Annotated in this window: 21 protein-coding genes; 9 read left to right on the top strand and 12 right to left on the bottom strand. The window is 61.1% G+C overall.

The window, feature by feature from the left end:
* Positions 1–10: 10 nt before the first annotated feature.
* From AC07W7_RS12665 to AC07W7_RS12645, 5 genes are read right to left on the bottom strand one after another with little or no spacing between them, the layout of a single operon-like run.
* Entirely contained in the window at positions 11–739 is a 729-nt protein-coding gene (locus tag AC07W7_RS12665) for an alanyl-tRNA editing protein (RefSeq protein WP_495039424.1), read from the bottom strand.
* 2 nt (positions 740–741) lie between these two features.
* On the bottom strand, positions 742–1,734 hold the full coding sequence (locus tag AC07W7_RS12660) for a serine O-acetyltransferase (protein WP_076961187.1): 993 nt from the start codon (positions 1,732–1,734) through the stop codon (positions 742–744).
* Positions 1,735–1,757: 23 nt separating this feature from the next.
* The gene (locus AC07W7_RS12655) at positions 1,758–2,672 is read right to left on the bottom strand and encodes a PLP-dependent cysteine synthase family protein (protein ID WP_076961188.1); all 915 of its coding nucleotides are present in this window, start codon (positions 2,670–2,672) and stop codon (positions 1,758–1,760) included.
* A 26-nt stretch (positions 2,673–2,698) separates the two neighbouring features.
* Entirely contained in the window at positions 2,699–4,561 is a 1,863-nt protein-coding gene (gene moeB / locus AC07W7_RS12650) for a molybdopterin-synthase adenylyltransferase MoeB (protein WP_495039423.1), read from the bottom strand.
* A 26-nt stretch (positions 4,562–4,587) separates the two neighbouring features.
* Positions 4,588–5,481, bottom strand: a complete 894-nt coding sequence (locus tag AC07W7_RS12645) for a DMT family transporter (protein WP_162493915.1) — start codon at positions 5,479–5,481, stop codon at positions 4,588–4,590.
* A gap of 159 nt (positions 5,482–5,640) precedes the next feature.
* Between AC07W7_RS12645 and AC07W7_RS12640 the strand changes: the two genes are divergently transcribed.
* Positions 5,641–7,065, top strand: coding sequence for an aminotransferase-like domain-containing protein (locus AC07W7_RS12640; RefSeq protein ID WP_076961351.1), 1,425 nt, complete (start codon positions 5,641–5,643; stop codon positions 7,063–7,065).
* 185 nt (positions 7,066–7,250) lie between these two features.
* Here the strand turns inward: AC07W7_RS12640 and ppsR are convergent, their stop codons facing one another.
* The gene (ppsR, locus tag AC07W7_RS12635; protein ID WP_076961191.1) at positions 7,251–8,069 is read right to left on the bottom strand and encodes a posphoenolpyruvate synthetase regulatory kinase/phosphorylase PpsR; all 819 of its coding nucleotides are present in this window, start codon (positions 8,067–8,069) and stop codon (positions 7,251–7,253) included.
* Positions 8,070–8,247: 178 nt separating this feature from the next.
* Between ppsR and ppsA the strand changes: the two genes are divergently transcribed.
* The 8 genes from ppsA (at position 8,248) to AC07W7_RS12595 (ending at position 16,377) form a co-directional block, all read left to right on the top strand.
* The gene (ppsA, locus tag AC07W7_RS12630) at positions 8,248–10,623 is read left to right on the top strand and encodes a phosphoenolpyruvate synthase (RefSeq protein ID WP_029298284.1); all 2,376 of its coding nucleotides are present in this window, start codon (positions 8,248–8,250) and stop codon (positions 10,621–10,623) included.
* A 99-nt stretch (positions 10,624–10,722) separates the two neighbouring features.
* Positions 10,723–11,712, top strand: a complete 990-nt coding sequence (locus AC07W7_RS12625) for an alpha/beta fold hydrolase (protein ID WP_236309177.1) — start codon at positions 10,723–10,725, stop codon at positions 11,710–11,712.
* A gap of 229 nt (positions 11,713–11,941) precedes the next feature.
* Positions 11,942–12,433, top strand: a complete 492-nt coding sequence (gene rraA, locus AC07W7_RS12620; RefSeq protein ID WP_076961193.1) for a ribonuclease E activity regulator RraA — start codon at positions 11,942–11,944, stop codon at positions 12,431–12,433.
* Positions 12,434–12,457: 24 nt separating this feature from the next.
* Positions 12,458–13,453 carry a zinc transporter ZntB gene (locus AC07W7_RS12615; protein WP_076961194.1) on the top strand — a complete coding sequence of 332 codons (996 nt, stop codon included), beginning with the start codon at positions 12,458–12,460 and terminating at the stop codon, positions 13,451–13,453.
* A gap of 85 nt (positions 13,454–13,538) precedes the next feature.
* Complete coding sequence (locus tag AC07W7_RS12610) at positions 13,539–13,784, top strand: CrfX protein (protein WP_495039422.1); 246 nt, start codon at positions 13,539–13,541, stop codon at positions 13,782–13,784.
* A 2-nt stretch (positions 13,785–13,786) separates the two neighbouring features.
* Positions 13,787–14,611 (top strand): mechanosensitive ion channel family protein, encoded by an 825-nt coding sequence (locus tag AC07W7_RS12605; protein WP_076961195.1) that lies wholly within the window; start codon positions 13,787–13,789, stop codon positions 14,609–14,611.
* Positions 14,612–14,698: 87 nt separating this feature from the next.
* Positions 14,699–15,289 (top strand): RNA polymerase sigma factor SigX, encoded by a 591-nt coding sequence (sigX, locus tag AC07W7_RS12600; protein ID WP_038442311.1) that lies wholly within the window; start codon positions 14,699–14,701, stop codon positions 15,287–15,289.
* A gap of 107 nt (positions 15,290–15,396) precedes the next feature.
* Positions 15,397–16,377, top strand: a complete 981-nt coding sequence (locus tag AC07W7_RS12595) for an OmpA family protein (RefSeq protein WP_076961196.1) — start codon at positions 15,397–15,399, stop codon at positions 16,375–16,377.
* Positions 16,378–16,437: 60 nt separating this feature from the next.
* On the opposite strand, the gene cobA is transcribed toward AC07W7_RS12595, so the two are convergent.
* The 6 genes from cobA to AC07W7_RS12565 all read right to left on the bottom strand — a co-directional run bounded on the left by cobA (position 16,438) and on the right by AC07W7_RS12565 (position 25,810).
* Positions 16,438–17,175, bottom strand: coding sequence for a uroporphyrinogen-III C-methyltransferase (gene cobA, locus AC07W7_RS12590; protein WP_495039421.1), 738 nt, complete (start codon positions 17,173–17,175; stop codon positions 16,438–16,440).
* Positions 17,172–19,895, bottom strand: a complete 2,724-nt coding sequence (locus AC07W7_RS12585) for a nitrate reductase (RefSeq protein ID WP_495039420.1) — start codon at positions 19,893–19,895, stop codon at positions 17,172–17,174. The genes cobA and AC07W7_RS12585 overlap by 4 nt, the downstream gene beginning before the upstream one ends.
* Positions 19,895–20,212, bottom strand: a complete 318-nt coding sequence (nirD, locus tag AC07W7_RS12580) for a nitrite reductase small subunit NirD (protein ID WP_076961199.1) — start codon at positions 20,210–20,212, stop codon at positions 19,895–19,897. The genes AC07W7_RS12585 and nirD overlap by 1 nt, the downstream gene beginning before the upstream one ends.
* Positions 20,209–22,662, bottom strand: coding sequence for a nitrite reductase large subunit NirB (nirB, locus tag AC07W7_RS12575; RefSeq protein ID WP_076961200.1), 2,454 nt, complete (start codon positions 22,660–22,662; stop codon positions 20,209–20,211). The genes nirD and nirB overlap by 4 nt, the downstream gene beginning before the upstream one ends.
* Before the next feature lie 269 nt (positions 22,663–22,931).
* On the bottom strand, positions 22,932–24,599 hold the full coding sequence (locus tag AC07W7_RS12570) for a bifunctional protein-serine/threonine kinase/phosphatase (RefSeq protein ID WP_495039462.1): 1,668 nt from the start codon (positions 24,597–24,599) through the stop codon (positions 22,932–22,934).
* A complete protein-coding gene (locus tag AC07W7_RS12565; protein ID WP_495039419.1) occupies positions 24,599–25,810 on the bottom strand; it encodes a nitrate/nitrite transporter in 1,212 nt (403 codons plus the stop codon). The genes AC07W7_RS12570 and AC07W7_RS12565 overlap by 1 nt, the downstream gene beginning before the upstream one ends.
* Positions 25,811–26,069 lie beyond the last annotated feature (259 nt).

Raw genomic sequence — 26,069 nt, 5'->3', positions numbered from 1 at the left:
GCTGGTGGCATCATTCAAACCGCAAGATTACTCGCCGGTTATGCTTGCTCTTTTTCTCGATTTTCTCGCAGAACACCCGGCCGATTTCCTCGGTATTGACCACATGGGTGCCGCCACACGGCTGGATATCGATGCCGGCAATTTCAATCACCCGTACCGCGCCCTGGATCACCGGGGGCGCGACCGCTTGGGTGCGGGTGATCTGTAGCAGGGTGGAATATTCGGACGCCGGCATCGACAGCGACTTGACCTCATGGGCCTGCTCGATCAAGGCATTGAGGTCGCGGGTGATGCTTTCTTTGTCGAGGGTCATTTCCGGCAGGTCGAAATCCAGGCGGCCCTTGTCGGCGCTGATGCTGCAGCCGGTCACCGGTGCATCGATGATCGAGCACAGCAGGTGCAGGCAGGTGTGCATCTTCATGTGCTGGTAGCGCCGTTCCCAGTCCAGGCCGGCGTCTACCTGTATGCCAGCGCGCAATGATTCGGGGCAGTATTCCACTTGATGCCAGATGATCGAGCGCAGCACCGGGTCGCGCACGGTCCCGGTCACGCTGACCCGGCTGCCGTCCGGCAGGGTGAAGTAGCCAGTGTCGCCCGGTTGGCCACCGCCGGTGGGGTAGAACAGGGTGTGTTCCAGGGCCACGCCCTGTTCGCTGACGGCGATCACCCGGGCGCTGAAGGCGTTCTGGTAAGGCGCGCTGTCGAACAGCGCCAGGGTTTCCATGGTGTGTACGGACATGTTCATCCTCCAACGATCAGTGGGCTGGTTTGCAGCAGGCGTCGCACCATTGCGCTCAACCCTGGCGGGGAAAGCAGGGTGACCTCGAACTTCGGCCCGCACACTTTCAGGTTCAGGGGCAGGCGCGGGGGATAGCTGGGGGCCTGCAGGGTGCGCAGGCGGAATTGCAGGTGATGACGCTCCTTGACCGTGGGCTCCAGCACCAGGCTGGACAACGGATGGAAGTCCGCATCCAGCACCGTGACCCGGTGGCTGGTGTTGACTTCGCCGACCACATGCAGGCGTTCGTCGAGGGCAAACGCCCCAAGGTAATGGCTGGCGTCTGCCTCGTCGTTTTTCTGCAACTGGATCTGGTTGACCACCTTGACCTTGGTTCCTGCGGGCACATCCTGGGTAATGACACAGGAGGGGCTGATAAACACGTTGTCGCCAATCAGCACATAGCCCAGCACCCTGGCGCCCGCGCCGACCTCCACGTTGTTGCCCAGCCGTGGGTGGCGCTTGCCGTCCGGGTTGTTGGCGATGCCCCGGGCGCCGAGGGTCACACCACACAGGATGTAGCAGTCATTGCCGATCTCGCAGGTTTCGCCGATCACCGTGCCGAAGCCATGATCCAGGACAAAGCGCCGGCCAATGCGGGCGGCCGGGTGAATTTCGGCGCCGGACAGGATCTTGCCCTGGTTGCTCAAGGTCAGCGCGATGGCGCAGAACTGGCCGTGGAGCGGGTCGGAAAAATGCCATACCCGATGCGCCAGCCGGTAATACAGCACGGCCTTGAATGAGGCATAGGACTCCAGGATCAGCTCGCCCCGGCCCCTGGACGCCGGATCGCGCCAGGCATAGGCGATCAGGTCCTCGGCCACTTCCTGCGCCGCCGGCTGGATCAGCGCCGCCAGGTGTGGCTGCAACTGTGCCATCTGCGCCGGCGACAGGGTCTTGATGAGGTGGGTCAGCAACTCATCGTGCAGCTGTTGCATGTCGATAAAGCCTCCCATGGAAGGCACCCCCGTAATTGTCGTTATTCGAAACAGGGCAGATAACTGTCGGCGCTGTCGTACACCATGGTCAGGACGACGGTGTCGGTGGGCAGTTCCGGGGCGAGCCTGGCGATGGCCACCATATTGGCGGCCGACGACAGCCCCAGGCTGATGGCATCGGTACGCATGATGCGCTTCATCATTTCCAGGCAGTCGAGGCGCGAGACCTTGAGCATGCCGTCGAGCACGTCCAGGTTGAGAATGCTCGGGATCAGGCCGATGGACAGGCCCTGGATATGGTGGGGCGCATGGCGGTCGCTGAGCAGGTCGCATTCCTCGGGCTCCACCCCCATCACGCGGATCCGTGGCCAGGCGGCCTTGAGGGTTTCACCGATCCCGGTGATATGGCCCCCGGTACCGATACCGCTGACAAAGTAGTCGACCTGGCGTTCGCCAAAGGCGCGGAGGATTTCCGGGGCGGTGGTATCGCGGTGGGTCTGGGGGTTGGCGCCGTTGCGCTGCTGGTTGAGCATGACGAAGCTGGGGTTCTCCAGCTGTAGTTCCATGCACTTTTCGCCATGGGAGTTGTTGCCCAGGCGGCTGTCCGACAGCACCACCTTGGCGCCATACAGGCGCAGCAGTTTTTGCTTGTCGGGGCTGTAGTTGTCGGGAATCACCAGCACCACTTTGTAGCCCAGCACGTTGCCGGCCATGACCAGGCCGATGCCGGTGTTGCCACCGCTGGGTTCGATGATGGTTTGCCCCGAATCACGAATCAGGATGCCCCGGCGCTCGGCGTCGAGGATCATGCCCAGGGCGATTCGCGCCTTGTGGCTACCGCCCGGGTTCAGGGATTCAAGCTTGGCGAAGACCTCGATGCCGAGGTCTTCGGAGAATTGGGCCAGGCGCACGATGGGTGTCTGGCCAATGGCGTCGAGTATGGAGTTATGCAGCATTGGATAAGTCCCCCCAAGGCCTGTGATCAGTACAAAGGCATGTCGGGTTCGACGTCGCGTACCCAGTGTTTCATGCCGCCTTCAAGCACCCGGGTGTTGGCAAAGCCTGCGGCCAGCAGGGTACTGGCGGCTTGCTCGGCGCGGATGCCGGCGTAGCAGATCAGGTAATGGGTGTGGTCGCGGCTGAGGGTGTCGAGTTGTTCGTCGAGCTGGGCCAGGGGGATATGGACCACGCCGGGCAGTTGGCATACCTCCAGCTCGCTGGCGTCGCGCACATCCAGCAGGATATCGGCGCTGCTGCGCTGTTCCAGCAACTGCTTGAGCACCTGGGGCTTGATGTAGTGCTCTGCGGCCAGGCTGGGGGCGCTGCGGATGGCATCGGCACACACGGTAGCCGCCGGCGGGTGTTCTTCACGCAGCTCGGAGCAGCACGGGCAGTCGGCGCGACGCTTGAAGCGGATTTCACTGAACTTCATGGCCAGGGCATCAAAGCGCATCAACCGGCCGGACAAGGATTCGCCCAGGCCGATCAGCAGCTTGATCGCCTCGGTGGCTTGGATCATCCCGATCACGCCGGGCAGTACGCCGATCACCCCGCCGGCGCTGCAATTGGGCGCCAGTTCCGCCGGTGGCGCGTGGGGGTACAGGCAGCGATAGCAGGGCCCGCCCTGATAATTGAACACGCTGATCTGGCCGTCGAAGCGGTAGATCGCACCGTACACCAGCGGCTTGCCCAGCTGCACGCAGACATCATTGACGAGGTAGCGGGTCTCGAAGTTGTCGGTGCCGTCGATCACCAGGTCGTAGGCGCCGACCAGCTCCAGGGCGTTGTCGGCATTCAGCGCGGTGTCGTAGGTGTTGATCTGGATATGCGCGTTGAGGTCCTGCAGCCGGCGCTTGGCGGATTCGACCTTGGGCAGGCCCAGGGTGCTGTTGCCATGCACGACCTGGCGTTGCAGGTTGCTGCTTTCCACCACATCGAAGTCCACCAGCCCCAGGGTGCCGATGCCGGCAGCGGCCAGGTACAGGCTGATGGGCGAACCCAGGCCGCCGGTGCCAATGATCAGCACCCTGGCTTTCTTCAGGTTCAGTTGCCCTTCGCGGCCCACGCCGGGCAGGGTGATATGGCGCACATAGCGCTGTACTTCCTCATTGCTCAGGGGCTCGATGTCCATGCCGCCGGAGGTGGCGAGCAGCACTTCGATTTTTGCTTTTTCGGGCAGCGGCTCGTCGGGGCCGATCAGCGCTTCCCCGGCCGTGAACAGGAAGTGTTCCTTGAGCTGGCCGTTGTTGTCGTGGAACAGGTGCGCCCGCAGTTGTGGGTAGCGGGTGCAGGTGTCTTCAATGACTTCGCGCAATGTCGATCCGGCACCCTCGAGGGTCGATTCTGGCAACTTGGCCACGCGGGCCAGGATGTCGGGGAAAGAGACAGCGTTCATGTACAACTCCGTTTGCAGGTCGTTGAAGGGGTTGAGGGCGAAGTGCGTGCCATCCCAGGCAAACAGCTTCGACCCAAGGGCCTTGCCCTGGCGGACATCCACCACCAGGTAGCTGACGGGGTAGATCGGTTCCCCCATGTAGAGGGCCTTGTCCTGATCCTCGTCGCTGAAATAGGCACCGACATCCGGGTGGGAGTGGTAGATCACCACCACCGGGTTGTCCGTGCGAAAGGCCTTGTTCATCAGCAGCGTGTCGGTCACCGAGAAGGTGTAGCCGTTGGCCGCGCTGCGTGGGTAGGCCTCGGGGTTCTTGTGGTGCAACTCGTTCTGGATATTGCTGCCCAGGTACACGCTGCCATCGGCGAAGACAAAGCCGCAGCACTCTTCGGGGTAGGTGCGGCTGGCGTGGGCGTAGATCTGTTCCAGGGCGGTTTGGCGGAGGACGTCCATGTTTCTCTCGCGTGGTGGGGGAAAGGTCAATTGGGCTTGGCCAGTAGCTTTTCGATGGGCAACTTGGTGATGGCAAAGCCGGCCAGCAGGATCGCCGAGTACAGCATCAGGTCCCGGGACAGTTCCAGGCCTTCGTACCAGGCGCCGATGATCACGGCGAATACCGGGAAAATAATGAAGACGAACGACAGGATGATCGGGCTCAGGCGCTTGAGCAGCATGAAGTACACGATAAAACCACCGACCGAGGCCACCAGCCCCAGGTAGAACAGGGCGCTCCAGGAGCGCAGGGTGATGGCCTCGAAGGTCGGCGATTCAAACCACAGCCCGGCGACGAACAGCATCAGCCCGGCAATCCCGATGGGCAGGGTGTTGTAGGTGATCACACTGATGGCGCTGCCTTTTTGCTTGGTGATGACATAGCACAAGGCATGCATGATCGCGGCGCTCAGAATCGCCAGGACGCCAAAGAACTCGGCATGGTCAAGGTGCAGGCCCTGGCTCTTGATGATCATGTACAGGCTGGCGAAGCCGATGCCGATCCCCACCACTTGGGAGAAGTAGATGCGTTCGCGCAGGAACAGCGCCGAGAAGATCAGGATAAACACCGGCATGCAGCTGAACAGCAGGGCGGTGAGGCCGGACGAGACGTGCATCTCGCCGTAGTTGAGCAGGTAGTAAGGGATGCTGAAGTAGGAGAGGGTCACGAAGACGAAGAACCAGCGGCTTTCCCGGGGGAACAGGATAGGTTCGCGACGCACCAGGGCAAAACACAGGAACAGCGGAAAGGCGATCAAAAAGCGCAAGCCCGCCGAGGTCAATGGCGGCACGCTTTCCACCGCGATCTTGATCCCCAGCCAGGTAGTGCCCCAGCTCAGGCAGACAATCAGGAACATCACGCTGGTGATCAGGCCTGCCAGCCATTGCTTGTGTGATTTGTTTTTTTCGGCATTTTCGAGAACGGCGGACATTGGCATCGTTTATTGCTTCCCTGAGCCGGAATTGAACTCTATATTGAACTTGTAATTAGAGGTTTCACCCGGTGATTGAACCCGTAAAGCACACTATTAGGGCGAATGATGGCTGTCAAAACAAATATTGACATGGTGTCAATTATGCGAGAGGGCCTGTCCAATGGGCAGGGCGTGAAGTACAAACGCCTGTCCGACGTCATGGAGCGGGGCATCCTCGAAGGCTTGATCGAACCGGGGCGCAAACTGCCGCCTCACCGGGTGCTTTCCGATAACTTGGGGGTGACCATCGGCACCATCAGCCGCGCCTACGGTGAGCTGGAACGCCTGGGCCTGGTGGTGGCGCGGGTGGGTGACGGCACGTTCGTACGCAAGCGTGGGATGGAGCGCCAGCGCGATGAAGGTTTTCGCAATTTCAGCGAGGAGCCGCGCCAGTACTTCGATATGAGTCGCAATATGCATATCCCGGGGCAGGAGACCGCGTTCCTGGCCCAGGGCTTTGAAACCCTGGCCACCAATGCCAAGTTCCTGCAGGACATCAGTGCCTACACCCCGGACGCCGGTTTGCCCCGCTACCGCTCGGCGGGCGCGCAATGGTTGGTGCAGCGCGACTTTCATCCGATTCCCGAGCAGGTCATCTGTGTCAATGGCGGCCAGCATGGGTTGCTGTGCGCCTTGATGGCGTTGGTGCGCGCTGGCGATACGGTGGTGACCGAGCAGTTGACCTACCCTGGGCTGATTACTGCCGCACGGATGCTTGGCATCCGCCTGATCGGCCTGGAAATGGATGAGGAGGGCGTGTTGCCGGCGGCCCTGGAGGAAGTCTGCCGCAATCACCGGGTCTCGGCCCTGTATTGCACGCCAACCATCCAGAACCCGACGACGGCGGTCTTGTCGGTTGCCCGTCGCGAGGCGCTGGTCAGGGTCTGTCGTGAGCACAACCTGCTGATTTTGGAAGACGAGGCCCATGGTGTCCTGGTGGAAGACCGTCCGCCGCCCCTGAGTCATTTTGCCCCGGAGCGTACGATTCTGATCAGTAGCCTGAGCAAGGCGGTGTCGGCAGGCCTGCGGGTGGGGTATGTGCATGCGCCACCGGCGCTGGTCAGCCGTATTTCTGCGGCTTTGCGCTCAACCTGCTGGATGGCCACGCCGGTGACCCTGGAGTTGGCCACGCAATGGATTGAAAACGGTACGGCAGAGTATCTGTTGCATCAGCAGATCAGCGAAATCAGCCGCCGCAAGGCGTTGGTCGAAGACCTGCTGAGCGGCCTGGAATACCGTACGCACCCCAACAGCCCGCACTTCTGGATTGAAGTCCCGGAGCCTTGGCGGGCGTCGGAAATCGAGGCGGAACTCAAGCAGAACAATTACCTGATCGCCACCGCAGAAGCCTTTGCCGTGGGGCAGACGGCGGTGCCGCAGTTTATCCGGGCGAGTATCTGCAATACGTCGGGGGATGATCAGTTGCTGAGGGCGGGGTTTGATGCGCTGGCCACGGCGCTGGGGCAGGGGGGGGGCCGGTTTCATCTATAAACTGAGCAGGCTTGTTGCGGCAAACCCCAATGCCGTTCAGTCAAGCGAACGCAATGCTCAAAGCAGTGAACATCCCCTGTGGGAGCGGGCTTGTCGGATCGCCGCATCGCCGCGAAGACGTCGGCCCAGCAAACATTGATGTTTGACTGACCCACTGCTTTCGCGAGCAAGCCCGCTCCCACAGGTTATTTGAAACGCCGCTCAACCCCCTTTTCCACGAGGATCTTCGCCGAAATCTCTTCCACCGAAAAATGGGTGGAGTTGATGTGCGCAATATTTTCCCGGCGGAACAGGTTTTCCACTTCCCGCACCTCGAACTCGCACTGGGCATAGCTCGAATAGCGGCTGTTGGGCTTGCGTTCGTTACGGATCGCCGTCAGCCGGTCCGGGTCAATGGTCAGGCCGAACAGCTTGTGCTGATGGGTACGCAGCACCGCTGGCAGTTGCAGGCGCTCCATGTCGTCCTCGGTCAGCGGGTAGTTGGCCGCACGGATGCCGAATTGCATGGCCATATACAGGCAGGTCGGGGTCTTGCCGCAGCGCGACACACCGACCAGGATCAGGTCGGCCTTGTCGTAGTAGTGGGTGCGGGCGCCGTCGTCGTTGTCCAGGGCGAAGTTGACCGCCTCGATCCGCTCCATGTAGTTGGAGTTATGGCCAATGGAATGGGACTTGCCCACGGAGTATGAGGAATGTTCACTCAGCTCTTGTTCCAGGGGCGCGAGGAAGGTCGAGAAGATGTCGATCATGAAACCATTGGAGGTCGCGAGGATCTCACGGATGTCCTGATTGACGATGGTGTCGAAAATGATCGGGCGCACACCGTCTTTTTCGGCGGCCAGATTGATTTGTTGTACCATGGCCCGCGCTTTATCCACGTTATCGATATAAGGCCGGGTGAATTTGGCGAAGGTAATGCTTTCAAACTGTGCCAGCAGGCTCTGACCCAGGGTTTCGGCGGTAATGCCGGTGCCATCGGAGATAAAGAAAGCAGATCGTTTCATTTGAGCCTTGGGCCTTAAGCTGATGACGAATCTTGGATATGATAGGCGCGATTTTGCCGTCCCACAGTGGGCCGCATTCTCACTTATTTTCCAGGTCCAGGCCACAAACGCCGGTAAATGCTCCTATTGAGCCGCCGGCGCCCTGAGCTTTTCCAACACAGTTAGTGGAGAGATCACCTTGGTAGAGTACGTAGTTTCCCTCGATAAGCTCGGCGTCCATGATGTAGAGCATGTGGGGGGCAAGAACGCATCCCTCGGCGAGATGATCAGTAATCTTGCGGGCGCTGGTGTCTCGGTGCCCGGTGGTTTCGCCACCACGGCCCAGGCATACCGCGACTTCCTCGAACTGAGCGGCCTCAACGACCAGATCCACGCTGCCCTGGATGCCCTGGACGTGGATGATGTCAACGCCCTGGCCAAGACCGGCGCGCAGATCCGTCAGTGGATCATGGAAGCCGAGTTCCCCGAGAAGCTCAACGCCGAAATCCGCACCGCCTTCGCCACCCTGTCGGCCGGCAACCCGGACATGGCCGTCGCCGTGCGTTCCTCGGCCACCGCCGAAGACTTGCCCGACGCCTCTTTCGCCGGCCAGCAGGAAACCTTCCTGAACATCCGTGGCGTGGAAAACGTCATCCGCGCGGCCAAGGAAGTCTTTGCCTCGCTGTTCAACGACCGCGCCATTTCCTACCGTGTACACCAGGGTTTCGATCACAAGCTGGTGGCCCTGTCTGCCGGCGTGCAGCGCATGGTGCGTTCGGAAACCGGTACTGCCGGCGTGATGTTCACCCTGGACACTGAGTCGGGCTTTCGTGACGTGGTGTTTATCACCGGCGCCTACGGCCTGGGTGAAACCGTCGTACAAGGCGCGGTCAACCCAGACGAGTTCTACGTGCACAAGCACACCCTTGAAGCCGGTCGCCCGGCGATCCTGCGCCGCAACCTGGGCAGCAAGGCCATCAAGATGATCTACGGCGACGAGGCCAAGGCCGGTCGCTCGGTGAAAACCGTTGATGTCGACAAGGCCGAGCGTGCGCGCTTCTGCCTCAGCGACGCCGAAGTCAGCGAATTGGCCAAACAGGCGATGATCATCGAGAAGCACTACAAGTGCCCGATGGACATCGAATGGGCCAAGGACGGCGACGATGGCAAGCTGTACATCGTCCAGGCCCGCCCGGAAACCGTGAAGAGCCGCACCTCGGCCAATGTCATGGAACGCTACCTGCTGAAAGAAACCGGTACCGTACTGGTCGAAGGCCGTGCCATCGGCCAGCGCATCGGCGCCGGCAAGGTGCGGATCATCAAGGACGTGTCCGAGATGGACAAGGTCCAGCCGGGTGACGTGCTGGTCTCCGACATGACCGACCCGGACTGGGAACCGGTGATGAAGCGCGCCAGCGCCATCGTCACCAACCGTGGCGGGCGTACCTGCCACGCGGCGATCATCGCCCGTGAGCTGGGGATCCCGGCAGTGGTCGGTTGCGGCAACGCCACCCAACTGCTCAAGGATGGCCAGGGCGTGACCGTGTCCTGCGCCGAAGGCGATACCGGTTTCATTTTTGAAGGTGAGCTGGGCTTCGATATCAAGCAGAACTCCATCGATGCCATGCCGGACCTGCCGTTCAAGATCATGATGAACGTCGGCAACCCCGACCGTGCCTTCGACTTCGCGCAATTGCCGAACGCCGGCGTAGGCCTGGCCCGCCTGGAATTCATCATCAACCGCATGATCGGCGTGCACCCCAAGGCCCTGTTGAACTACGACGGCCTGCCGGTAGAGATCAAGGACAGCGTCGACAAGCGCATCGCCGGCTATAACGACCCGGTGGGCTTCTACGTCGAGAAGCTGGTGGAAGGCATCAGCACCCTGGCGGCGGCCTTCTGGCCGAAGAAAGTCATCGTGCGCCTGTCGGACTTCAAGTCCAACGAATACGCGAACCTGATCGGCGGCAAGCTCTACGAGCCGGAAGAAGAGAACCCGATGCTGGGCTTCCGTGGCGCCTCGCGTTATATCAGCGAAGCGTTCCGTGACTGCTTCGAGCTCGAATGCCGTGCCCTCAAGCGTGTGCGCAACGAGATGGGCCTGACCAACGTCGAGATCATGGTGCCGTTTGTGCGCACCCTGGGCGAAGCGAGCCAGGTCGTGGACCTGCTGGCCGAGAACGGCCTGACCCGTGGCGAAAACGGCCTGCGCGTGATCATGATGTGCGAGCTGCCGTCCAACGCCATCCTCGCCGAAGAGTTCCTGGAGTTCTTCGACGGTTTCTCCATCGGCTCCAACGACCTGACCCAGTTGACCCTGGGCCTGGACCGCGACTCCGGGATCATCGCGCACCTGTTTGACGAGCGAAATCCGGCGGTCAAGAAGCTGCTGGCCAACGCCATCCAGGCCTGTAACAAGGCCGGCAAGTACATCGGTATCTGCGGCCAGGGCCCTTCCGATCACCCGGACCTGGCCAAATGGCTGATGGAACAGGGTATCGAAAGCGTCTCGCTGAACCCCGATTCTGTGCTGGAAACCTGGTTCTTCCTGGCTGAAGGCCAAGCCTCGGCGTAATTGCCATCTGCCGGCCAGCCAGTGTGGCGGGCCGGCATTTCTCATTCTGTACAGGGCGGAACTCCTACCGGACGCCGCCCTTTTTTGTGCAAGAAGATTATGCAAAGCAGCAGCAACCTGTTTCCCGTCGCCTTGATCAGTGCTGAACGTCGTGGCGACCTGAGTGAAGATGTCTATCGCCTCAAGCCTGGCAACAGCCCCGACGGCACCGTAGAACTGGCGGTGACGCGCCTGGGCCTGGCCGATGTCGCGCAAAGCCGTGGCATACCGGTGGTGCTGGTGCATGGCAGCTTTTCCAATCGGCGCTTCTGGTATTCGCCCAAGGGCATTGGCCTGGGGGCGTACCTGGCGCGCCAGGGCTTTGATGTATGGATCCCGGAGATGCGCGGCCATGGGCTTTCCCGACGCAACCAGGACTATGCCAAAAATCGTGTCGCCGACTATGCTCGTTACGACTTGCCCGCCATTGCCGCCTTTGTGCGTGAGCAAAGCGCGCAGATCCCGCACTGGATCGGCCACTCGCTGGGTGGCACGACCCTGGCGGCAGCCTTGGGTGGCCAGTATCTGGGCGCGCCGGCAGTGGCGTCGGTGGCGCTGTTTGGCTGCCAGGTCAGTCGCACTTACTGGCCGTTGAAAATTCCGCCGGTGGAGTGGGGCGGGCGCTTGATCCTCAAGCGCTTTGCCCTGCTCTCCGGTTCGCGGCTCAAGCGTGGCCCGGAAGACGAGCCCATCGGCCTGGCCCTGGAAAGCATGCGCTGGCACGGTTTGTTCGGGCGTTTTGGCGATGCCGAGCGCGACTGGTGGAAAGGCCTGGCCGAGGTCGATGTGCCGCTTTTGGCTGTGAGTGCCGCTGGTGATCATCAAGACCCGGACTGGGCCTGCCGCAAGCTGTTTGACCAAGTGGGCAGCGCGCACCGTCAATACCTGTGCCTGGGACGCAAGCAAGGGTTCAGCGGTGATTTCGGGCATGTGGAGATGCTGGTCAGTAAAGCGGCGCAGGCCGAAGTGTGGCCACTGGTGCAACGTTGGCTGAAAGATCCGCTGACACCTTTGGTGGGGGCGCAGGCGCAAGAGCTCGCGAGCGTCTGAGCAAGGGCTCTAACAAGGGCGTTTCACTCGAGATGGCTTGCGGCTAAGATATGACGTTTCGGGATGTTTTGGTCATATTCAGTCGCGCAGTGGCTATTGCGTTACAGCCGGGTGGGTCTGATCATGGCGGCCCGTGAGGCGGCAGGTCTTAAAGAATGCCCCTTGCGATGCGTTTTCCTGATGTAGCTGTGGATGTTCGACACCTTCTTTCACCGACAGGAGTTTTTCGATGAACCATTACGTTACCCCCGACCTGTGTGACGCCTACCCAGACCTGGTACAGGTGCTGGAGCCGATGTTCGCCAACTTTGGTGGCCGGGACTCCTTCGGTGGCCAGATCGTGACCGTCAAGTGTTTTGAAGACAACTCCCGGGTCAAGGAACAGGCCGAGCTGGAGGGCACTGGCAAAGTGCTGGTGGTTGACGGTGGGGGTTCGCTGCGCTGCGCCTTGCTGGGCGACATGATCGCCGAAAGAGCCGCGAAAAATGGCTGGGAAGGCTTGGTGATCTACGGTTGTGTGCGTGATGTCGATGTCCTCGCCCAGACCGACCTGGGCGTGCAGGCTCTGGCCAGCCACCCGAAGAAGAGTCATCGCCAGGGCGTGGGCGACCTGGGTGGGGCCGTGACCTTTGCCGGCGTGACATTCCGTCCCGGTGAATATGTCTACGCCGATAACAATGGCGTGATTGTTTCGCCCAGCCCGCTGAAAATGCCTGAATAATTGCAGTAGCCGACAGGGGTGAGGATGTTCGAGGAAGAAAACGCGCAGTGGGGGCTGGTGCATGCCCTGGTGCTGGACGGTAAAGGCGGTGCGCGTTCGATTGCCCGGACTGAGCTTGACGACCTGCAACTGCAGCCCCAGGAAAGCCTGTGGCTGCACTGGGATCGCAGTCACCCCCAGACCCAGACCTGGTTGCGCCAAGCCAGTGGCCTGAGCGAGTTTGCCTGTGATCTGCTGCTGGAGGAGAACACCCGCCCACGGCTATTGCCGTTGCCGGACGACGAGTTGTTGCTGTTTTTGCGCGGGATCAACCTCAACCCTGGGGCTGAGCCGGAAGACATGGTGTCGGTGCGTATCTTTGCCTCGGCTGACCGGGTGATCTCCCTGCGCCTGCGGCCCTTGCGCGCCACCGACGAGTTGCTGGTGCAGTTGGCGGATGGAAAAGGCCCCAGGAGCGCTTCCGAGCTGATCCTGTACATGGCGCAGTACCTGACCCATAAAGTGCAGGATCTGGTCAGCGACCTGTCTGAAATCGTCGATATCGAAGAAGAAAAACTGGATGCCGACGAACGGTATACCCCGGAACATGGCAGTGTCCTGCAGATCCGTCGGCGTGCCGCCGCGCTCAAGCGTTTCCTGGCACCGCAGCGCGATATCTTCGCGCAACTGACACGCATAAAACTGCCATGGTTCGTCGATGACGATGCCGACTACTGGAATGAATTGAATAACAGCCTGACCCGTTACCTGGAAGAGCTGGAACTGAGCCGGGAGCGCGTGGGGCTGGTGCTGGAGGCCGAGGATCGGCGTTTAAGCGTGCGCATGAACCGCACCATGTACCGCTTCGGGATCATCACCGGGATCTTTTTGCCAATGAGTTTTCTGACAGGGTTGCTGGGGATCAACGTGGGTGGCATTCCGTTCTCCGAGAGCCCCTATGGCTTCGCGGTGGCCTGCCTGTTGATGATCTCGGTGGCCCTTGGGCAGTGGTGGTTATTCCGACGTTTACGCTGGGTTTGACCTGAACGTGACCTGAATGGTGGGAGAGGTCATGTGACCCGACGAATTTTGCCCTCGTCTTTTAAATCACTTGCGAGAGGTCCCTATGCACGATCCGTTTGAACAGTCTCTGCGTGACATGCTTAACGCTTCGCCGTCCAACCGGGACGACGATGCCTGCCTGGGCCGCGTACTGAAAACTGCCAACCGCCAGGTAGGCGCGGGCGACCTGTTTGGTCTGCTCGGCCGCTGGGTGCCGGCACTGATGATGGCGCTGAACAATGGTTCGGCCCATGTATCACCTGTTTCTCGTCGTAAACCTATTGCTCGCACTGTTGATAAGGCTGATTGAATATGGAACTTGATCTCTGGACGCAGAGTCTGGTCACTGCAATGACGGCGTTGTGGACCAAGGTGGCGAATTTCATTCCCAACCTGTTTGGTGCGCTGGTGCTGGTGTTGCTGGGTTTTGTCGTGGCCAAGCTGCTCGACACCCTGCTCTCCAAATTGCTCGCCAAGCTGGGCCTCGATCGCTTGATGGCGGGCACCGGATTGACCAAGCTGCTGGGGCGCGTCGGGCTGCAAGTACCGATCTCGACCCTGATCGGCAAGATCGTCTATTGGTTTGTTTTGCTGATTTTCCTGGTTTCTGCGGCTCAATCCCTTGGACTTGAGCGAGTTTCAGCTACGCTCGACATGCTGGCGCTGTATTTGCCGAAAGTATTCGGCGGCGCGCTGGTGTTGCTGGTGGGGGTTTTGCTGGCGCAACTGGCCAATGGGCTGGTGCGCGGCGCTGCCGAAGGGGTGGGCCTGGATTATGCCAGCGGCCTGGGGCGAATCGCTCAGGGGCTGGTGATCATCATCAGTATTTCGGTGGCGATCAGCCAGTTGGAGGTCAAGACTGACCTGCTCAACCATGTGATTGTGATCGTTTTGATTACCGTTGGTCTGGCCGTTGCGTTGGCGATGGGGCTGGGAAGTCGGGGAATTGCGGGGCAGATTCTTGCGGGAATCTATGTGCGTGAGTTGTATCAGGTTGGGCAATACGTGCGTGTTGGCGAGGTCGAAGGGCAGATTGAAGAGATCGGCACGGTGAAAACTACGGTGCTGACCGATGATGGCGAACTAGTGTCGCTGTCCAATCGGGTTCTGCTGGAACAGCAGGTCAATAGCCGCTAACCCGGTAAATCCTGCTAATGTACGCCGCCGCAAACCTGGGTACCCAGGCAGTGGCGGACATTGACCTGACTGTCGGCACGACTTGTTTTGAATAAAGCCCAAACGCTGTCCACGCGCTATGACCCCCGTGAGCTCTCTGATGAGGAGTTGGTCGCGCGCTCGCACACGGAGCTGTTTCACGTAACACGCGCGTACGAAGAATTGATGCGCAGGTATCAACGCACTCTGTTCAACGTTTGTTCAAGGTATTTAGGGAACGATCGTGATGCGGATGATGTCTGTCAGGAAGTGATGCTCAAGGTGTTGTATGGCCTGAAGAACTTCGAGGGCAAATCGAAGTTCAAAACCTGGCTGTACAGCATCACGTACAACGAGTGCATCACGCAGTATCGTAAGGAACGGCGAAAGCGTCGCTTGATGGACGCCTTGAGCCTCGACCCCCTTGAGGAGGCGTCTGAAGAAAAGACGCCGGCACCCGAGGAGAAGGGCGGGCTTGATCGCTGGTTGGTGCATGTGAATCCAATTGACCGGGAAATTTTGGTGCTACGATTTGTCGCAGAACTGGAATTTCAGGAAATTGCTGACATTATGCATATGGGTTTGAGTGCTACAAAAATGCGTTACAAGCGTGCTCTTGATAAATTACGTGAGAAATTTGCGGACAGTACTGAAACTTAGTTCGGTGCAAATATCTCTTACGTGTAGGCAAGTTCTGTTAGACTTGTCGCCGAGTTGTCCCCCGGTATGTGGGACTGCTTTACAATCACCAGATGGGGATTTAACGGATGAAACTGAAAAACACCTTGGGCTTGGCCATTGGTTCTCTTATTGCCGCTACTTCTTTCGGCGTTCTGGCACAAGGCCAAGGCGCAGTTGAAGGCGAGCTGTTCTACAAGAAGCAGTACAACGATAGCGTCAAGCACATCGAAGACGGCTTCAATCCTGGCGCTCGCATCGGTTACTTCCTGACCGACGACCTGTCCTTGAACCTGTCCTACGACAAGACCAACCACACCCGTTCGAACGACGGTACTGGCAACCAGAAGATCAAAGGTGATACCGGCAGCCTGACTGCTCAGTACCACTTCGGTCAGGCTGGCGTTGACAGCCTGCGTCCATACGTAGAAGGCGGTTTCGGTCACCAGAGCCGTACCAACGTACTGGCTGACGGTCACAGCGGTCGCGATCAGACCACTCAAGCCATCATCGGCACCGGTGTTAAGTACTACTTCACCAACAACCTGTACGCTCGTGCCGGTGTTGAAGCTGACTACGGTCTGGACAACGGCAAGTGGGATTACTCCGCACTGGTCGGCCTGGGCGTAAACTTCGGCGGTAACGCTGGCGCAGCAGCTCCAGCTCCTACCCCAGCACCAGCTCCAGAGCCAGTTCCAGAGCCAGAAGCTCCGGTTGCTCAGGTTGTTCGTGTTGAGCTGGACGTGAAGTTCGACTTCGACAAGGCCACTGTTAAGCCTAACAGCTACGGCGACGTGAAAAACCTGGCCGACTTCATGGCTCAGTACCCAGCTACCAACGTAGAAGTTGCTGGTCACACTGACTCCGTCGGTCCAGACGCCTACAACCAGAAGCTGTCCCAGCGTCGTGCTGACGCTGTTAAGCAAGTCCTGGTTAAAGATGGCGTAGCTCCTAGCCGTATCACTTCGGTTGGTTACGGCGAATCCCGCCCAGTTGCTGACAACGCAACTGAAGCTGGTCGTGCTGTTAACCGTCGTGTAGAAGCGTCGGTTGAAGCTCAAGCTCAGTAATTACTGAGTGCTAGAAAAAAGCCCGGCTTAGGCCGGGCTTTTTTTCGCCTGCCATTTGCCTCAGGCGCTGGCCAGCAAGGCGGCTTCTACGGCTGTGGCTGCTACTGCGCCGATCACCAGGATGGCTGGGCTCTTCAAGGCAAACGCTTTAGCATCCTCCTGCATACGCGTCAGGGAGCTGCGACATTCGCGCTGCTGGGGCAGCGAGGCGTTCTCGATCATGGCCACCGGCATGTCTGCGGCCATCCCACCTTCCAGTAACTGCTGGGCAATCTCTGAAAGCTTCGCCACACCCATGTAGACCACCAGTGTCGTGCCACCCTCGGCCAGTGCCCGCCAATTTAGGCTACTGTCGTCCTGGGTATGGGCGGTGACAAGCGTTACGCCACGACTGACTCCACGCAACGTCAGCGGTATGTCGCAGTGGGTTGCACCCGCCAGGCCAGCCGTGATGCCATTGACCAATTCCACGCTCACCCCACGAGCCCGCAGCCAGCTGGCCTCTTCGCCACCTCGCCCAAAAATGCATGGATCGCCGCCCTTCAGGCGCGCCACGCATTTACCCTGGCGTGCATAACGCAGCATCAAGCGATGAATGAAATCCTGAGGCGTGGAACGGCACCCCCCGCGCTTGCCGACGGTAATCACCCGTGTCCCGGGGCAATGCTCAAGTACCGCCGGGTTGACCAAATCATCAATCAGCACCACATCGGCCTCGTGCAGGGCGCGTACCGCCTTGAGGGTCAACAACTCCGGGTCACCTGGGCCTGCGCCCACCAGCCAGATTTTTGCGTTCATCGGTATTGCCCTCGCACACTGATGGCGATTGGTTGCGAAGTGCTCGCCAATAGCCGTTTGATTTCGGGCACGCAGGAACCACATTGCGTGCCGCAGCCCAATGCTTGTTTCAGCCCGTCCAGGTCCAAGCCACGGTCAATGCCGGCGCCTATCGCGCTTTCACTGACGTTTTTGCAGTTGCAGAGAATTCTGTTACGGGTCGCTCCACCACCGGGCGGCGCGCTTAGCGGTGCCAGCAGCCAACGGCGTAATTGCTCGTCGGCCCGGCCTTCCAGCCACAGGTTTTGCAGCCAGTGGCGGGCGAGGGTTTCGCCGGCCAGGCGGATTGCGGTAATCCGGCCTTTTTCGATCTTTACCCGTTTACCGATGGAGCGCCGTGGGTCGTCATAGGCCATGACTGGGCCGTCATTGAGCCCCAGCAATTGGTCGATGTTCTGGAGCCGTTGCAGATCCGGCGCTTCGCTATGTGCCGCCCGCACCAGCAGGGCAGGCCGCTCGCGCCCCGCCAGGCTCAGGCTGACATAGGCAAAACCCTCGCACAGGGGGCGCAACGCTTCAAAGTGTTGTTGCACATCGCCCTCGATCAGCGCGAACAAGTGCCAGGGCAATTGCACGGCTTCCAGGCGCACACCGCTGTGCTTGAGCTCCGGTTGTTTCGACAAGGGGTCGAACGCCGGCTGGGTCAGTGTGTTGACGCCACCCTTGAGAAAGCGATCGCCCCAATGCATGGGCAGGAATGCCTGGCCGGGTCGTACGCTGTCATCGCGGGTCACCGCCACAATCACCTGGCCGCGACGGCTCTTGAGGTTGACCAGATCGCCCTCCTTGAGACGGTGCCGGCGCAACTCGTCCGGGTGCAGGCTGAGCAAGGCTTCGCCGACATGGCCGAAGAGCTGCGCCGCCGTGCCGGTACGGCTCATGCCGTGCCATTGGTCACGCAGGCGGCCGGTGATCAGGGTCAGGGGAAAGCGCGCATCACGTTGCTCCTTGGCGGCGCGATATGGCTCGGCGACAAACTGCGCACGGCCACTGGCAGTCGGGAAGCGGCCGTCGATGTACAGCCGTGGCGTGCCAGCCTGCGCCTCTGTGGGAAACGGCCATTGCTGCGGGCCGATTCGGTCGAGCAGGGCGTGGCTGATGCCCGACAGGTCCAGGTCCCGACCACGAGTCAACATCTTGAACTCGTCAAAAACCTGCGCAGGTTGCTCAAAGGCAAACAGGCTGGGCAGGCCAGGTCGCAAGCGCCGCTCCAGGCGTTGGGCGAAATCCACGGTAATCGCCCAGTCCGGCCGCGCTTCACCCGGTGGGGCAATGGCCTGGCGCACGTGGGAAATACGCCGTTCGGAGTTGGTCACCGTGCCGTCTTTTTCGCCCCAACTGGCCGCCGGCAACAACAGATCGGCAAAGGCGGCGGTTTCTGTGGTGCGGAAGGCTTCCTGCAACACCACGAACGGGCACGCGGCCAGGGCCTGGCGCACGCTGTTCTGGTCTGGCAGTGATTGCGCCGGGTTGGTGCAGGCGATCCACAGTGCCTTGATCTTGCCGGCGTTTACCTGCTCGAACAGTTCGATAGCGGTCAAACCGACGCTGGATGGCAGTTGTTCAACCCCCCAGTAGGTGGCTACTTGGGCGCGGTGCTCGGCGTTGCTGGCCTCGCGATGGCCCGGCAGCAGGTTTGACAGGCTACCGGTTTCCCGGCCGCCCATGGCGTTGGGTTGGCCGGTCAGGGAAAAGGGCCCGCAACCCGGGCGGCCAATGGTGCCGGTGGCCAGGTGCAGGTTGATCAGCGCACTGTTTTTCGCGCTGCCGGCGGTGGACTGGTTCAGCCCCATGCACCACAACGACAGAAAGCTCGGCGAAGTCCCGAGCCACTCTGCACACTGGCGCAGTTGCTCAACGCTGATCCCGCACACTTGCGTGACCATCTGCGGCGTGTAGTCGTGGACCAGCCGTTTCAACTCGACCAAACCCTCGGTGTGGGCCTGGATAAAGTCGCGGTCGATCCAGCCTTCCCACAGCAACAGATGCAAAATCCCATGGAACAACGCCACATCAGTCCCCGGCAGGATCGCCAGGTGCAGATCCGCCAAGTCACAGGTGTCGGTGCGCCGGGGGTCGATGACCAGCACTTTCATATTGGGTCGGCGCGCCTTGGCTTCTTCCAACCGGCGAAACAGTACCGGGTGGGCGTAGGCCATGTTACTGCCGACGATCATCACGCAATCGCTGACCTCCAGGTCCTCATAGCTGCACGGCGGCGCATCGGCACCCAGGCTGCGCTTGTAGCCGACCACCGCCGAGGACATGCACAGCCGGGAATTGCTGTCGATATTGTTGGTGCCCACCAGGGCCCGCGCGAGTTTGTTGAAGCTGTAGTAGTCCTCGGTCAACAGTTGCCCGGAGATATAGAACGCCACGCTGTCGGGGCCATGTTCGGCGAGGGTGTCGGCGAATACATTGGCCGCGTGTTCCAGGGCGGTGTCCCAGTCGGTGCGGCTGCGGGCCAGGTCTTTGCCCAGGCGCAACTGCGGGTACAGCGCCCGTGCCGTCAGGTCACCGGTCAGGTGCAGGCTGGCCCCTTTGCTGCACAGTTTGCCGAAGTTGGCCGGGTGCGTCGGATCGCCGCTGACCCCGAGGATCTGCGTGCCATCATGCTCGATCAACACGCCGCAGCCGACCCCGCAGTAGCAGCAGGTCGATGCCGTGACCTGGCGGCTCATCAACCGGCGTCCCGCAGGGCCAGCATCACCCGGCCGTTTTCCACCCGGGCGTGGTGGTGATGGGCGCAGCCGATATCCGGGGCCTGGGCTTCACCGGATACCAGGTCGATCTGCCAGTTATGCAGCGGGCAGGCCACGCGTTTGCCATAGATCAGCCCCTGGGACAGCGGCCCGCCCTTGTGCGGGCAGCGGTCGTCGAGGGCGAAGACTTCATTGTCACTGGTACGAAAAATCGCAATTTGCCCTTTCGGGCCGCTGACGATGCGCGAACCCAGGGCATTGATTTCTTCGAGGGCGCAGATATCCAGCCAGTTCATAGCACTACCTCCAGCTGTTTGACGGCGATGGTGTCGAATTCCTTCTTCAGCAGCGGCTGTTCCAGGCGCTCTTTCCACGGGTCCTGTTCAAACGACAGGGAGAACTGCAGGCGTTCGTTCAGCGCCTGGCGCCGCGCCGGGTCTTCCAGCACGGCCTTCTTGATATGGTCCATGCCCACCCGTTGCAGGTAGTGCACCGTGCGTTCCAGGTAGAAGGCTTCTTCGCGGTACAGCTGTAGGAAAGCGCCGTTGTACTCACGTACTTCCTCGGCGGTCTTGAGCTTGACGAAAAACTCCGCGACCTCGGTCTTGATCCCTCCGTTGCCGCCGATATACATCTCCCACCCCGAGTCGACGCCGATTATTCCCACATCCTTGATCCCGGCTTCCGAGCAGTTGCGCGGGCACCCGGACACCGCCAGCTTGACCTTGTGGGGCGACCACATATTGAACAGGTCATGCTCCAGCTCAATGCCCAGTTGCGTGGAGTTCTGCGTGCCGAAGCGACAGAACTCGCTGCCGACACAGGTCTTCACGGTACGGATGGATTTGCCGTAGGCATGCCCGGATGGCATGTCGAGGTCTTTCCACACCCCGGGCAGGTCCTGTTTCTTGATGCCCAGCAAGTCGATGCGCTGGCCGCCGGTGACCTTGACCATCGGTACGTTGTACTTGTCGGCCACATCGGCAATCCGCCGCAGTTCGGAAGGGTTGGTCACACCGCCCCACATCCGCGGGACCACCGAATAGGTGCCGTCTTTCTGGATATTGGCGTGGGCCCGTTCGTTGATCAGGCGCGACTGCGGGTCGTCCCGGGCTTCGCCTGGCCAGGTGGAGATCAGGTAATAGTTCAAGGCCGGGCGGCAGGTGGCGCAGCCATTGGGCGTGCGCCAGTTCAGGTAGCTCATGGTGCCGGCGATGGTCAGCAGGTGCTGGTCGCGGATGGCCTGGCGGATTTGCCCGTGGTTGAGGTCGCTGCAGCCACAAATGGCTTTTTCGCTTTTGGGCTTGACGTCGGCGGCGCCGCCCACGGTATTGATCAGGATCTGCTCCACCAAGCCGGCGCAGGAGCCACAGGAGCTGGCAGCCTTGGTGTGCTTTTTTACTTCATCGACGCTGAACAGGCCCTGTTCCTGGATCGCCTTGACGATGGTGCCCTTGCACACCCCGTTGCAGCCGCAGACTTCGGCGTTGTCGGCCATACTCATGGCTTTGTCCTGGCCCTGGTGGCCCACATCACCCAGGGCGTTTTCGCCGAACATCAGGTGATCGCGGATCTCGCCAATGCCATGGTTCTCACGGATCTGCCGGAAATACCAACCGCCATCGGCGGTGTCGCCGTACAGGCAGGCGCCGACCAGAATGTCGTCCTTGATCACCAGCTTTTTATAGACGCCGCCGATGGGGTCGGACAAGGTGATGGTCTCGGTGCCTTCGCCGCCCATGAAGTCGCCGGCAGAAAACAGGTCGATGCCGGTGACTTTGAGTTTGGTCGAGGTCACCGAGCCTTTATAAGTGGCGAACCCCAGCTGCGCCAGATGGTTGGCGCAGACCTTGGCCTGCTCGAACAGCGGTGCCACCAGGCCATAGGCAATCCCGCGATGGCTGGCGCATTCGCCGATGGCATAGATGCGTGGGTCGTAGGTTTGCATGGTGTCGTTGACCAGAATCCCACGGTTGCACGGGATGCCGGACTGTTCCGCCAGCTCGGTGTTGGGGCGGATACCGGCGGCCATCACCACCAGGTCGGCCGGGATCACCTCGCCATTTTTAAACTGCACCGAGCCTACGCGGCCGTTGCCGGCGTCATGCAGGGCCTGGGTCTGTTCGCACAGGCGGAACACCAGGCCACGGCTTTCCAGCTCGGTTTGCAGCAACTGGCCGCTGGTCTTGTCCAGTTGCCGTTCCAGCAGCCATTCGCCGATATGCACCACGGTCACGTGCATGCCGCGCAGCATCAGGCCATTGGCGGCTTCCAGGCCGAGCAGGCCGCCACCGATGACCACCGCGTGCTTGTGGGTCTTGGCGGTGTCGATCATGGCCTGGGTGTCGGCAATGTCGCGGTAGCCAATTACGCCCTGCAAGGTGTTGCCGGGGATCGGCAGGATAAACGGGGTCGAACCGGTAGCGATCAGCAGGCGATCGTACTCGGCCTCGCTGCCGTCTTCGGCGATGACTTTGCGCTTGACCCGGTCGATCTGCACCACTTTGCGGTTGAGCAGCAGCTTGATGTTGTGTTGCAGGTACCAGTCCAGGTCGTTGAGCACGATCTCTTCAAACGTCTGCTCCCCGGCCAGCACCGGCGAGAGCAAGATGCGGTTGTAGTTGGTGTGAGGCTCGGCGCCAAAGACCGTGATGTCGTACAGCTCGCTGCTCAGTTTCAGCAGTTCTTCAAGGGTGCGAACCCCGGCCATGCCGTTGCCGATCATCACCAGTTTGAGTTTTTTCATGTCGTTCTCCGCAGTGGTTCGACCAATCACGCGCAAACAAAAAAGGCGTCCCGCTAGTTGCCTAGCGAGGACGCCTTTGTCCTGGTCCCGTTCTCTCGGGAAAGCCCCACCTTCGTCGTTGAAGGGTGGGCTGTATGTGGGGGTATTGGGGTAGCTAATGCAGCGCTTGTGCCAAGTCGTGAAAAGCCGGGGTTATTGGGGTCTGGGCCGGTGCGGCAAGGCTTTTGCGCACCATTTGAAGGCGCGCTGCCCAGAATTGGGCCATCGGGTTACAGGGACAGCAGATACAGCAACACCAGGTTGATCAGCACCGACACCAATGCCAGGGTTTGCCAGACCTTCAGCGGCTCGCGCTGCAGCAGCGGCCGCGGGCGCAGGCTCAGTTCGCGGCGCTCGGCCTGCTCCAGGACCAGCAGCCACTCCTCGGCGGTTTCGTAACGTTGATCGGCTTGCACAGCCACCGAGCGCTCCAGGCTCTGCTGCAACCAGTCGGGCAGGTCCGGGCGATAACGACTGGCGCTGACGGGCGTGTTGAACCGGGGCCGCTGGAAAGCTTCGATTTCACCGTAGGGATAGTGCCCGGTCAGCAGGTAATACAGGCTCACGCCGACGCTGTACAAATCCTGCTGCGGAGTCGGACGTTCGCCGCCGAAGGCTTCGGGAGCGATAAAGCTGGGGGTGCCCGGCAGCAGGTGGGCACGGTCTTCGGATAACCCGGGGCAATAGGCCAGGCCAAAATCCAGCACCCGCAGTTCGCCGTCATCGCCCAGCAGCAGGTTTTCTGGCTTGATGTCGCGGTGCAGGATTTGCCGGCGATGCAGCATGCCCACCGCGCGCAGCAAACGCTCGGCGATGGACTGCCATTGCGCCAGCGGCAACGGGCCTTGCTGCTGGAACAGTTGGGCCAGGGTCTGCCCGCTGTATTCACGCATCACGTAGTACAAATGCTGACGCCCGCCGGCCGGGTGGACTTCAGGAAAGGCCCGCCCGGCCACCCGGCGCAGAAACCATTCCTCTGCGAGCAAGGCCTGGCCGGCGTCATGATCATCATCGTGGCCAAGGGGCAGGGTTTTCAGCAGCCAGGGTTGCTGCTGGGCATCGCGCACCCGGTACAGCAACGACTGGCGACTGTGCGCCAGCACGCGTTCCACCTGCCAGCCTTCAAAGGCTTGCCCGGCCTTCAGCGGTGGCGGCAACGGCCATTGCTGCAACTGTGCTAGTGCATCGCCCAGGGTCGCAGCGCCGAGCTGGTCGATGCGCACCAGCAGGGCGCTGGCGTTGTCCTGGCTGCCTGCCAGGTGCGCGGCGTTGACCAGCGTAGTGACGGCCAGGTCCAGGTCGGCCTGTTCGCGCAGGATCGCGCGGATGCTGTGATCGGCCAGGGTCGACCACACACCGTCGCTGAGCAGCAGGAAGCATTCGCCCTGGTGCAGTTCGCCGTCGAGAAAGTCCACCACCAGATGCTGGTCCAGGCCCAGGGCACGCTTGAGCACATGCTGCATGCCCGGTTGCTCCCAGACATGCTCTTGAGTGATGCGCAGCAGTTCGCCATCGAACCAGCGATACACCCGGCAGTCACCGACATGCGCCAGGGTAAAGCGCTGCCCGCGAAACACCAGGGCGCTGAGGGTGGTCAGCAACGGCTGGCCGCCACCATTGGCCTGCAACCAGCGATTCTGTGCCAGCAACAAGCGGTCCAGGGCCTGGGCCACGCCCCAGGTCTGCGGCGTGGCATAGTAGTCCAGGGCCAGGGCCTGCAAGGTCGAGCGCGCGGCCAGGCCGCCGTCGGCACATTGGCTGACACCATCGGCGATAGCACACAGATAGCCCTTGCTCGCGGCCAGTTCCGGGGCCGGGGTGACCAGGCGCAGGGCGTCCTGGTTTTCCGCCCGTGGCCCGATGGCGCTGGCCTGGGCCACGCTCAGTTGCAGGCTCATCAGACCCGCGCTGCGGTGACGGCTGCCGAACCCCAGGTGGTCCTCCAGCGCCGCTTCACGCCGTACAGGCCGAACCATGCCAGCACGCCCAAGCTGGCGAACAGCCACAGCGCCAACTGGTAGCTGCCGGTGCTTTGCTTGATTGCGCCCATGCCTGCCGCCAGGGCGAAACCGCCGATGCCGCCGGCCATGCCGATCAGCCCGGTCATCACGCCAATCTCCCGGCGAAAGCGCTGGGGCACCAGTTGGAACACCGCGCCGTTACCGGCACCCAGGCCGAGCATGGTGCACACGAACAGGGCCAGTGCGGCGTAGGAGCTGGGCAGGTTGAAACCCACGGCAGTGATGCACACGGCCGCCACGCCGTACATGCCCAGCAAGGTGCGGATCCCGCCGAAACGGTCGGCCAGGGCACCGCCCAGGGGCCGCATCAGGCTGCCGCCGAACACGCAGGCGGCGGTGTAGTAGCCGGCAGTGACCGGGCTCAAGCCATATTGGTCGTTGAAGTAGCCGGGCAGGGCGCTGGCCAGGCCGATAAAACCACCGAAGGTCACGCTGTAGAAGAACATGAACCACCAACTGTCGCGGTCGCCCAGGGCCTTGAAATAGTCGGCCATGGATTTGGCTTTCGGTCGCTCGGGCGCATTGCGCGCCAGCCAGGCGAAGACCAGCAGGGTCAGGATCAGCGGGATCAGGGCAAAGCCAAACACGTTGCTCCAGCCAAAGGCGGCGGCGATCAACGGCGCCAGCAGGGCGGCGAACACGGTGCCGGAGTTGCCGGCGCCGGCGATGCCCATGGCCTTGCCCTGGTGTTCGGCGGGGTACCACTGGGACGCCAGTGGCAGGGCCACGGCAAACGAGGCCCCGGCCATGCCGAGGAACAGCCCCAGCAGCAGCGCCTGTTCATAGCTGTGGATCCCCAGCTTCCAGGCACAGAACAGCGCCACAATCACGATCACCTGGCCAATCAGGCCGGCGGTCTTGGGCGACAGCTTGTCCGCCAGCATGCCCATCAAGAAGCGCAGGATCGCCCCCGCCAGGATCGGTGTGGCAACCATCAGCCCGCGTTGCTGGGTGGTCAGTTGCAGGTCGGCGGCGATCTGTACCGCCAGCGGGCCCAATAGATACCAGACCATGAAACTCAGGTCGAAATACAGGAACGCGGCAAACAAGGTCGGGGTGTGCCCGGATTTCCAGAAGCTTGATTTCATCACGCACCTCAGATGGGGGATCTTGTAGAAGGCCTGGTGATGGAACGGCCGGCCAGGGCCGCCCCACCGAAACGAAAAAACGCCGCCACCGGGTTCGCCTGGGCCAACCGGATGTGCGACGTCTTTGTCGTGGAGGGGCAACCGCCGTTGGTTACCTGTGATGTTTACATAGCAAGTCTTGCGCCAACCGTGACGCCGCCATCGCGGGCAAGCCCGCTCCCACATTTAAAATGCATTCCAATGTGGGAGCGGGCTTGCC

Source organism: Pseudomonas sp. GW821-FHT01D09 (assembly GCF_059422465.1).
This window is presented reverse-complemented; position numbering and strand designations above follow the sequence as displayed.

What these genes read in the sequence shown, in the direction of transcription:
- AC07W7_RS12665 (WP_495039424.1), bottom strand. Translation starts at nt 739, where the DNA reads ATGTCCGTACACACCATGGAAACCCTGGCGCTGTTCGACAGCGCGCCT.
- AC07W7_RS12660 (WP_076961187.1), bottom strand. Translation starts at nt 1,734, where the DNA reads ATGGGAGGCTTTATCGACATGCAACAGCTGCACGATGAGTTGCTGACC.
- AC07W7_RS12655 (WP_076961188.1), bottom strand. Translation starts at nt 2,672, where the DNA reads ATGCTGCATAACTCCATACTCGACGCCATTGGCCAGACACCCATCGTG.
- moeB (WP_495039423.1), bottom strand. Translation starts at nt 4,561, where the DNA reads ATGGACGTCCTCCGCCAAACCGCCCTGGAACAGATCTACGCCCACGCC.
- AC07W7_RS12640 (WP_076961351.1), top strand. Translation starts at nt 5,641, where the DNA reads ATGGCTGTCAAAACAAATATTGACATGGTGTCAATTATGCGAGAGGGC.
- ppsR (WP_076961191.1), bottom strand. Translation starts at nt 8,069, where the DNA reads ATGAAACGATCTGCTTTCTTTATCTCCGATGGCACCGGCATTACCGCC.
- AC07W7_RS12625 (WP_236309177.1), top strand. Translation starts at nt 10,723, where the DNA reads ATGCAAAGCAGCAGCAACCTGTTTCCCGTCGCCTTGATCAGTGCTGAA.
- rraA (WP_076961193.1), top strand. Translation starts at nt 11,942, where the DNA reads ATGAACCATTACGTTACCCCCGACCTGTGTGACGCCTACCCAGACCTG.
- AC07W7_RS12615 (WP_076961194.1), top strand. Translation starts at nt 12,458, where the DNA reads ATGTTCGAGGAAGAAAACGCGCAGTGGGGGCTGGTGCATGCCCTGGTG.
- AC07W7_RS12610 (WP_495039422.1), top strand. Translation starts at nt 13,539, where the DNA reads ATGCACGATCCGTTTGAACAGTCTCTGCGTGACATGCTTAACGCTTCG.
- AC07W7_RS12605 (WP_076961195.1), top strand. Translation starts at nt 13,787, where the DNA reads ATGGAACTTGATCTCTGGACGCAGAGTCTGGTCACTGCAATGACGGCG.
- AC07W7_RS12595 (WP_076961196.1), top strand. Translation starts at nt 15,397, where the DNA reads ATGAAACTGAAAAACACCTTGGGCTTGGCCATTGGTTCTCTTATTGCC.
- cobA (WP_495039421.1), bottom strand. Translation starts at nt 17,175, where the DNA reads ATGAACGCAAAAATCTGGCTGGTGGGCGCAGGCCCAGGTGACCCGGAG.
- AC07W7_RS12585 (WP_495039420.1), bottom strand. Translation starts at nt 19,895, where the DNA reads ATGAGCCGCCAGGTCACGGCATCGACCTGCTGCTACTGCGGGGTCGGC.
- nirD (WP_076961199.1), bottom strand. Translation starts at nt 20,212, where the DNA reads ATGAACTGGCTGGATATCTGCGCCCTCGAAGAAATCAATGCCCTGGGT.
- nirB (WP_076961200.1), bottom strand. Translation starts at nt 22,662, where the DNA reads ATGAAAAAACTCAAACTGGTGATGATCGGCAACGGCATGGCCGGGGTT.
- AC07W7_RS12570 (WP_495039462.1), bottom strand. Translation starts at nt 24,599, where the DNA reads ATGAGCCTGCAACTGAGCGTGGCCCAGGCCAGCGCCATCGGGCCACGG.
- AC07W7_RS12565 (WP_495039419.1), bottom strand. Translation starts at nt 25,810, where the DNA reads ATGAAATCAAGCTTCTGGAAATCCGGGCACACCCCGACCTTGTTTGCC.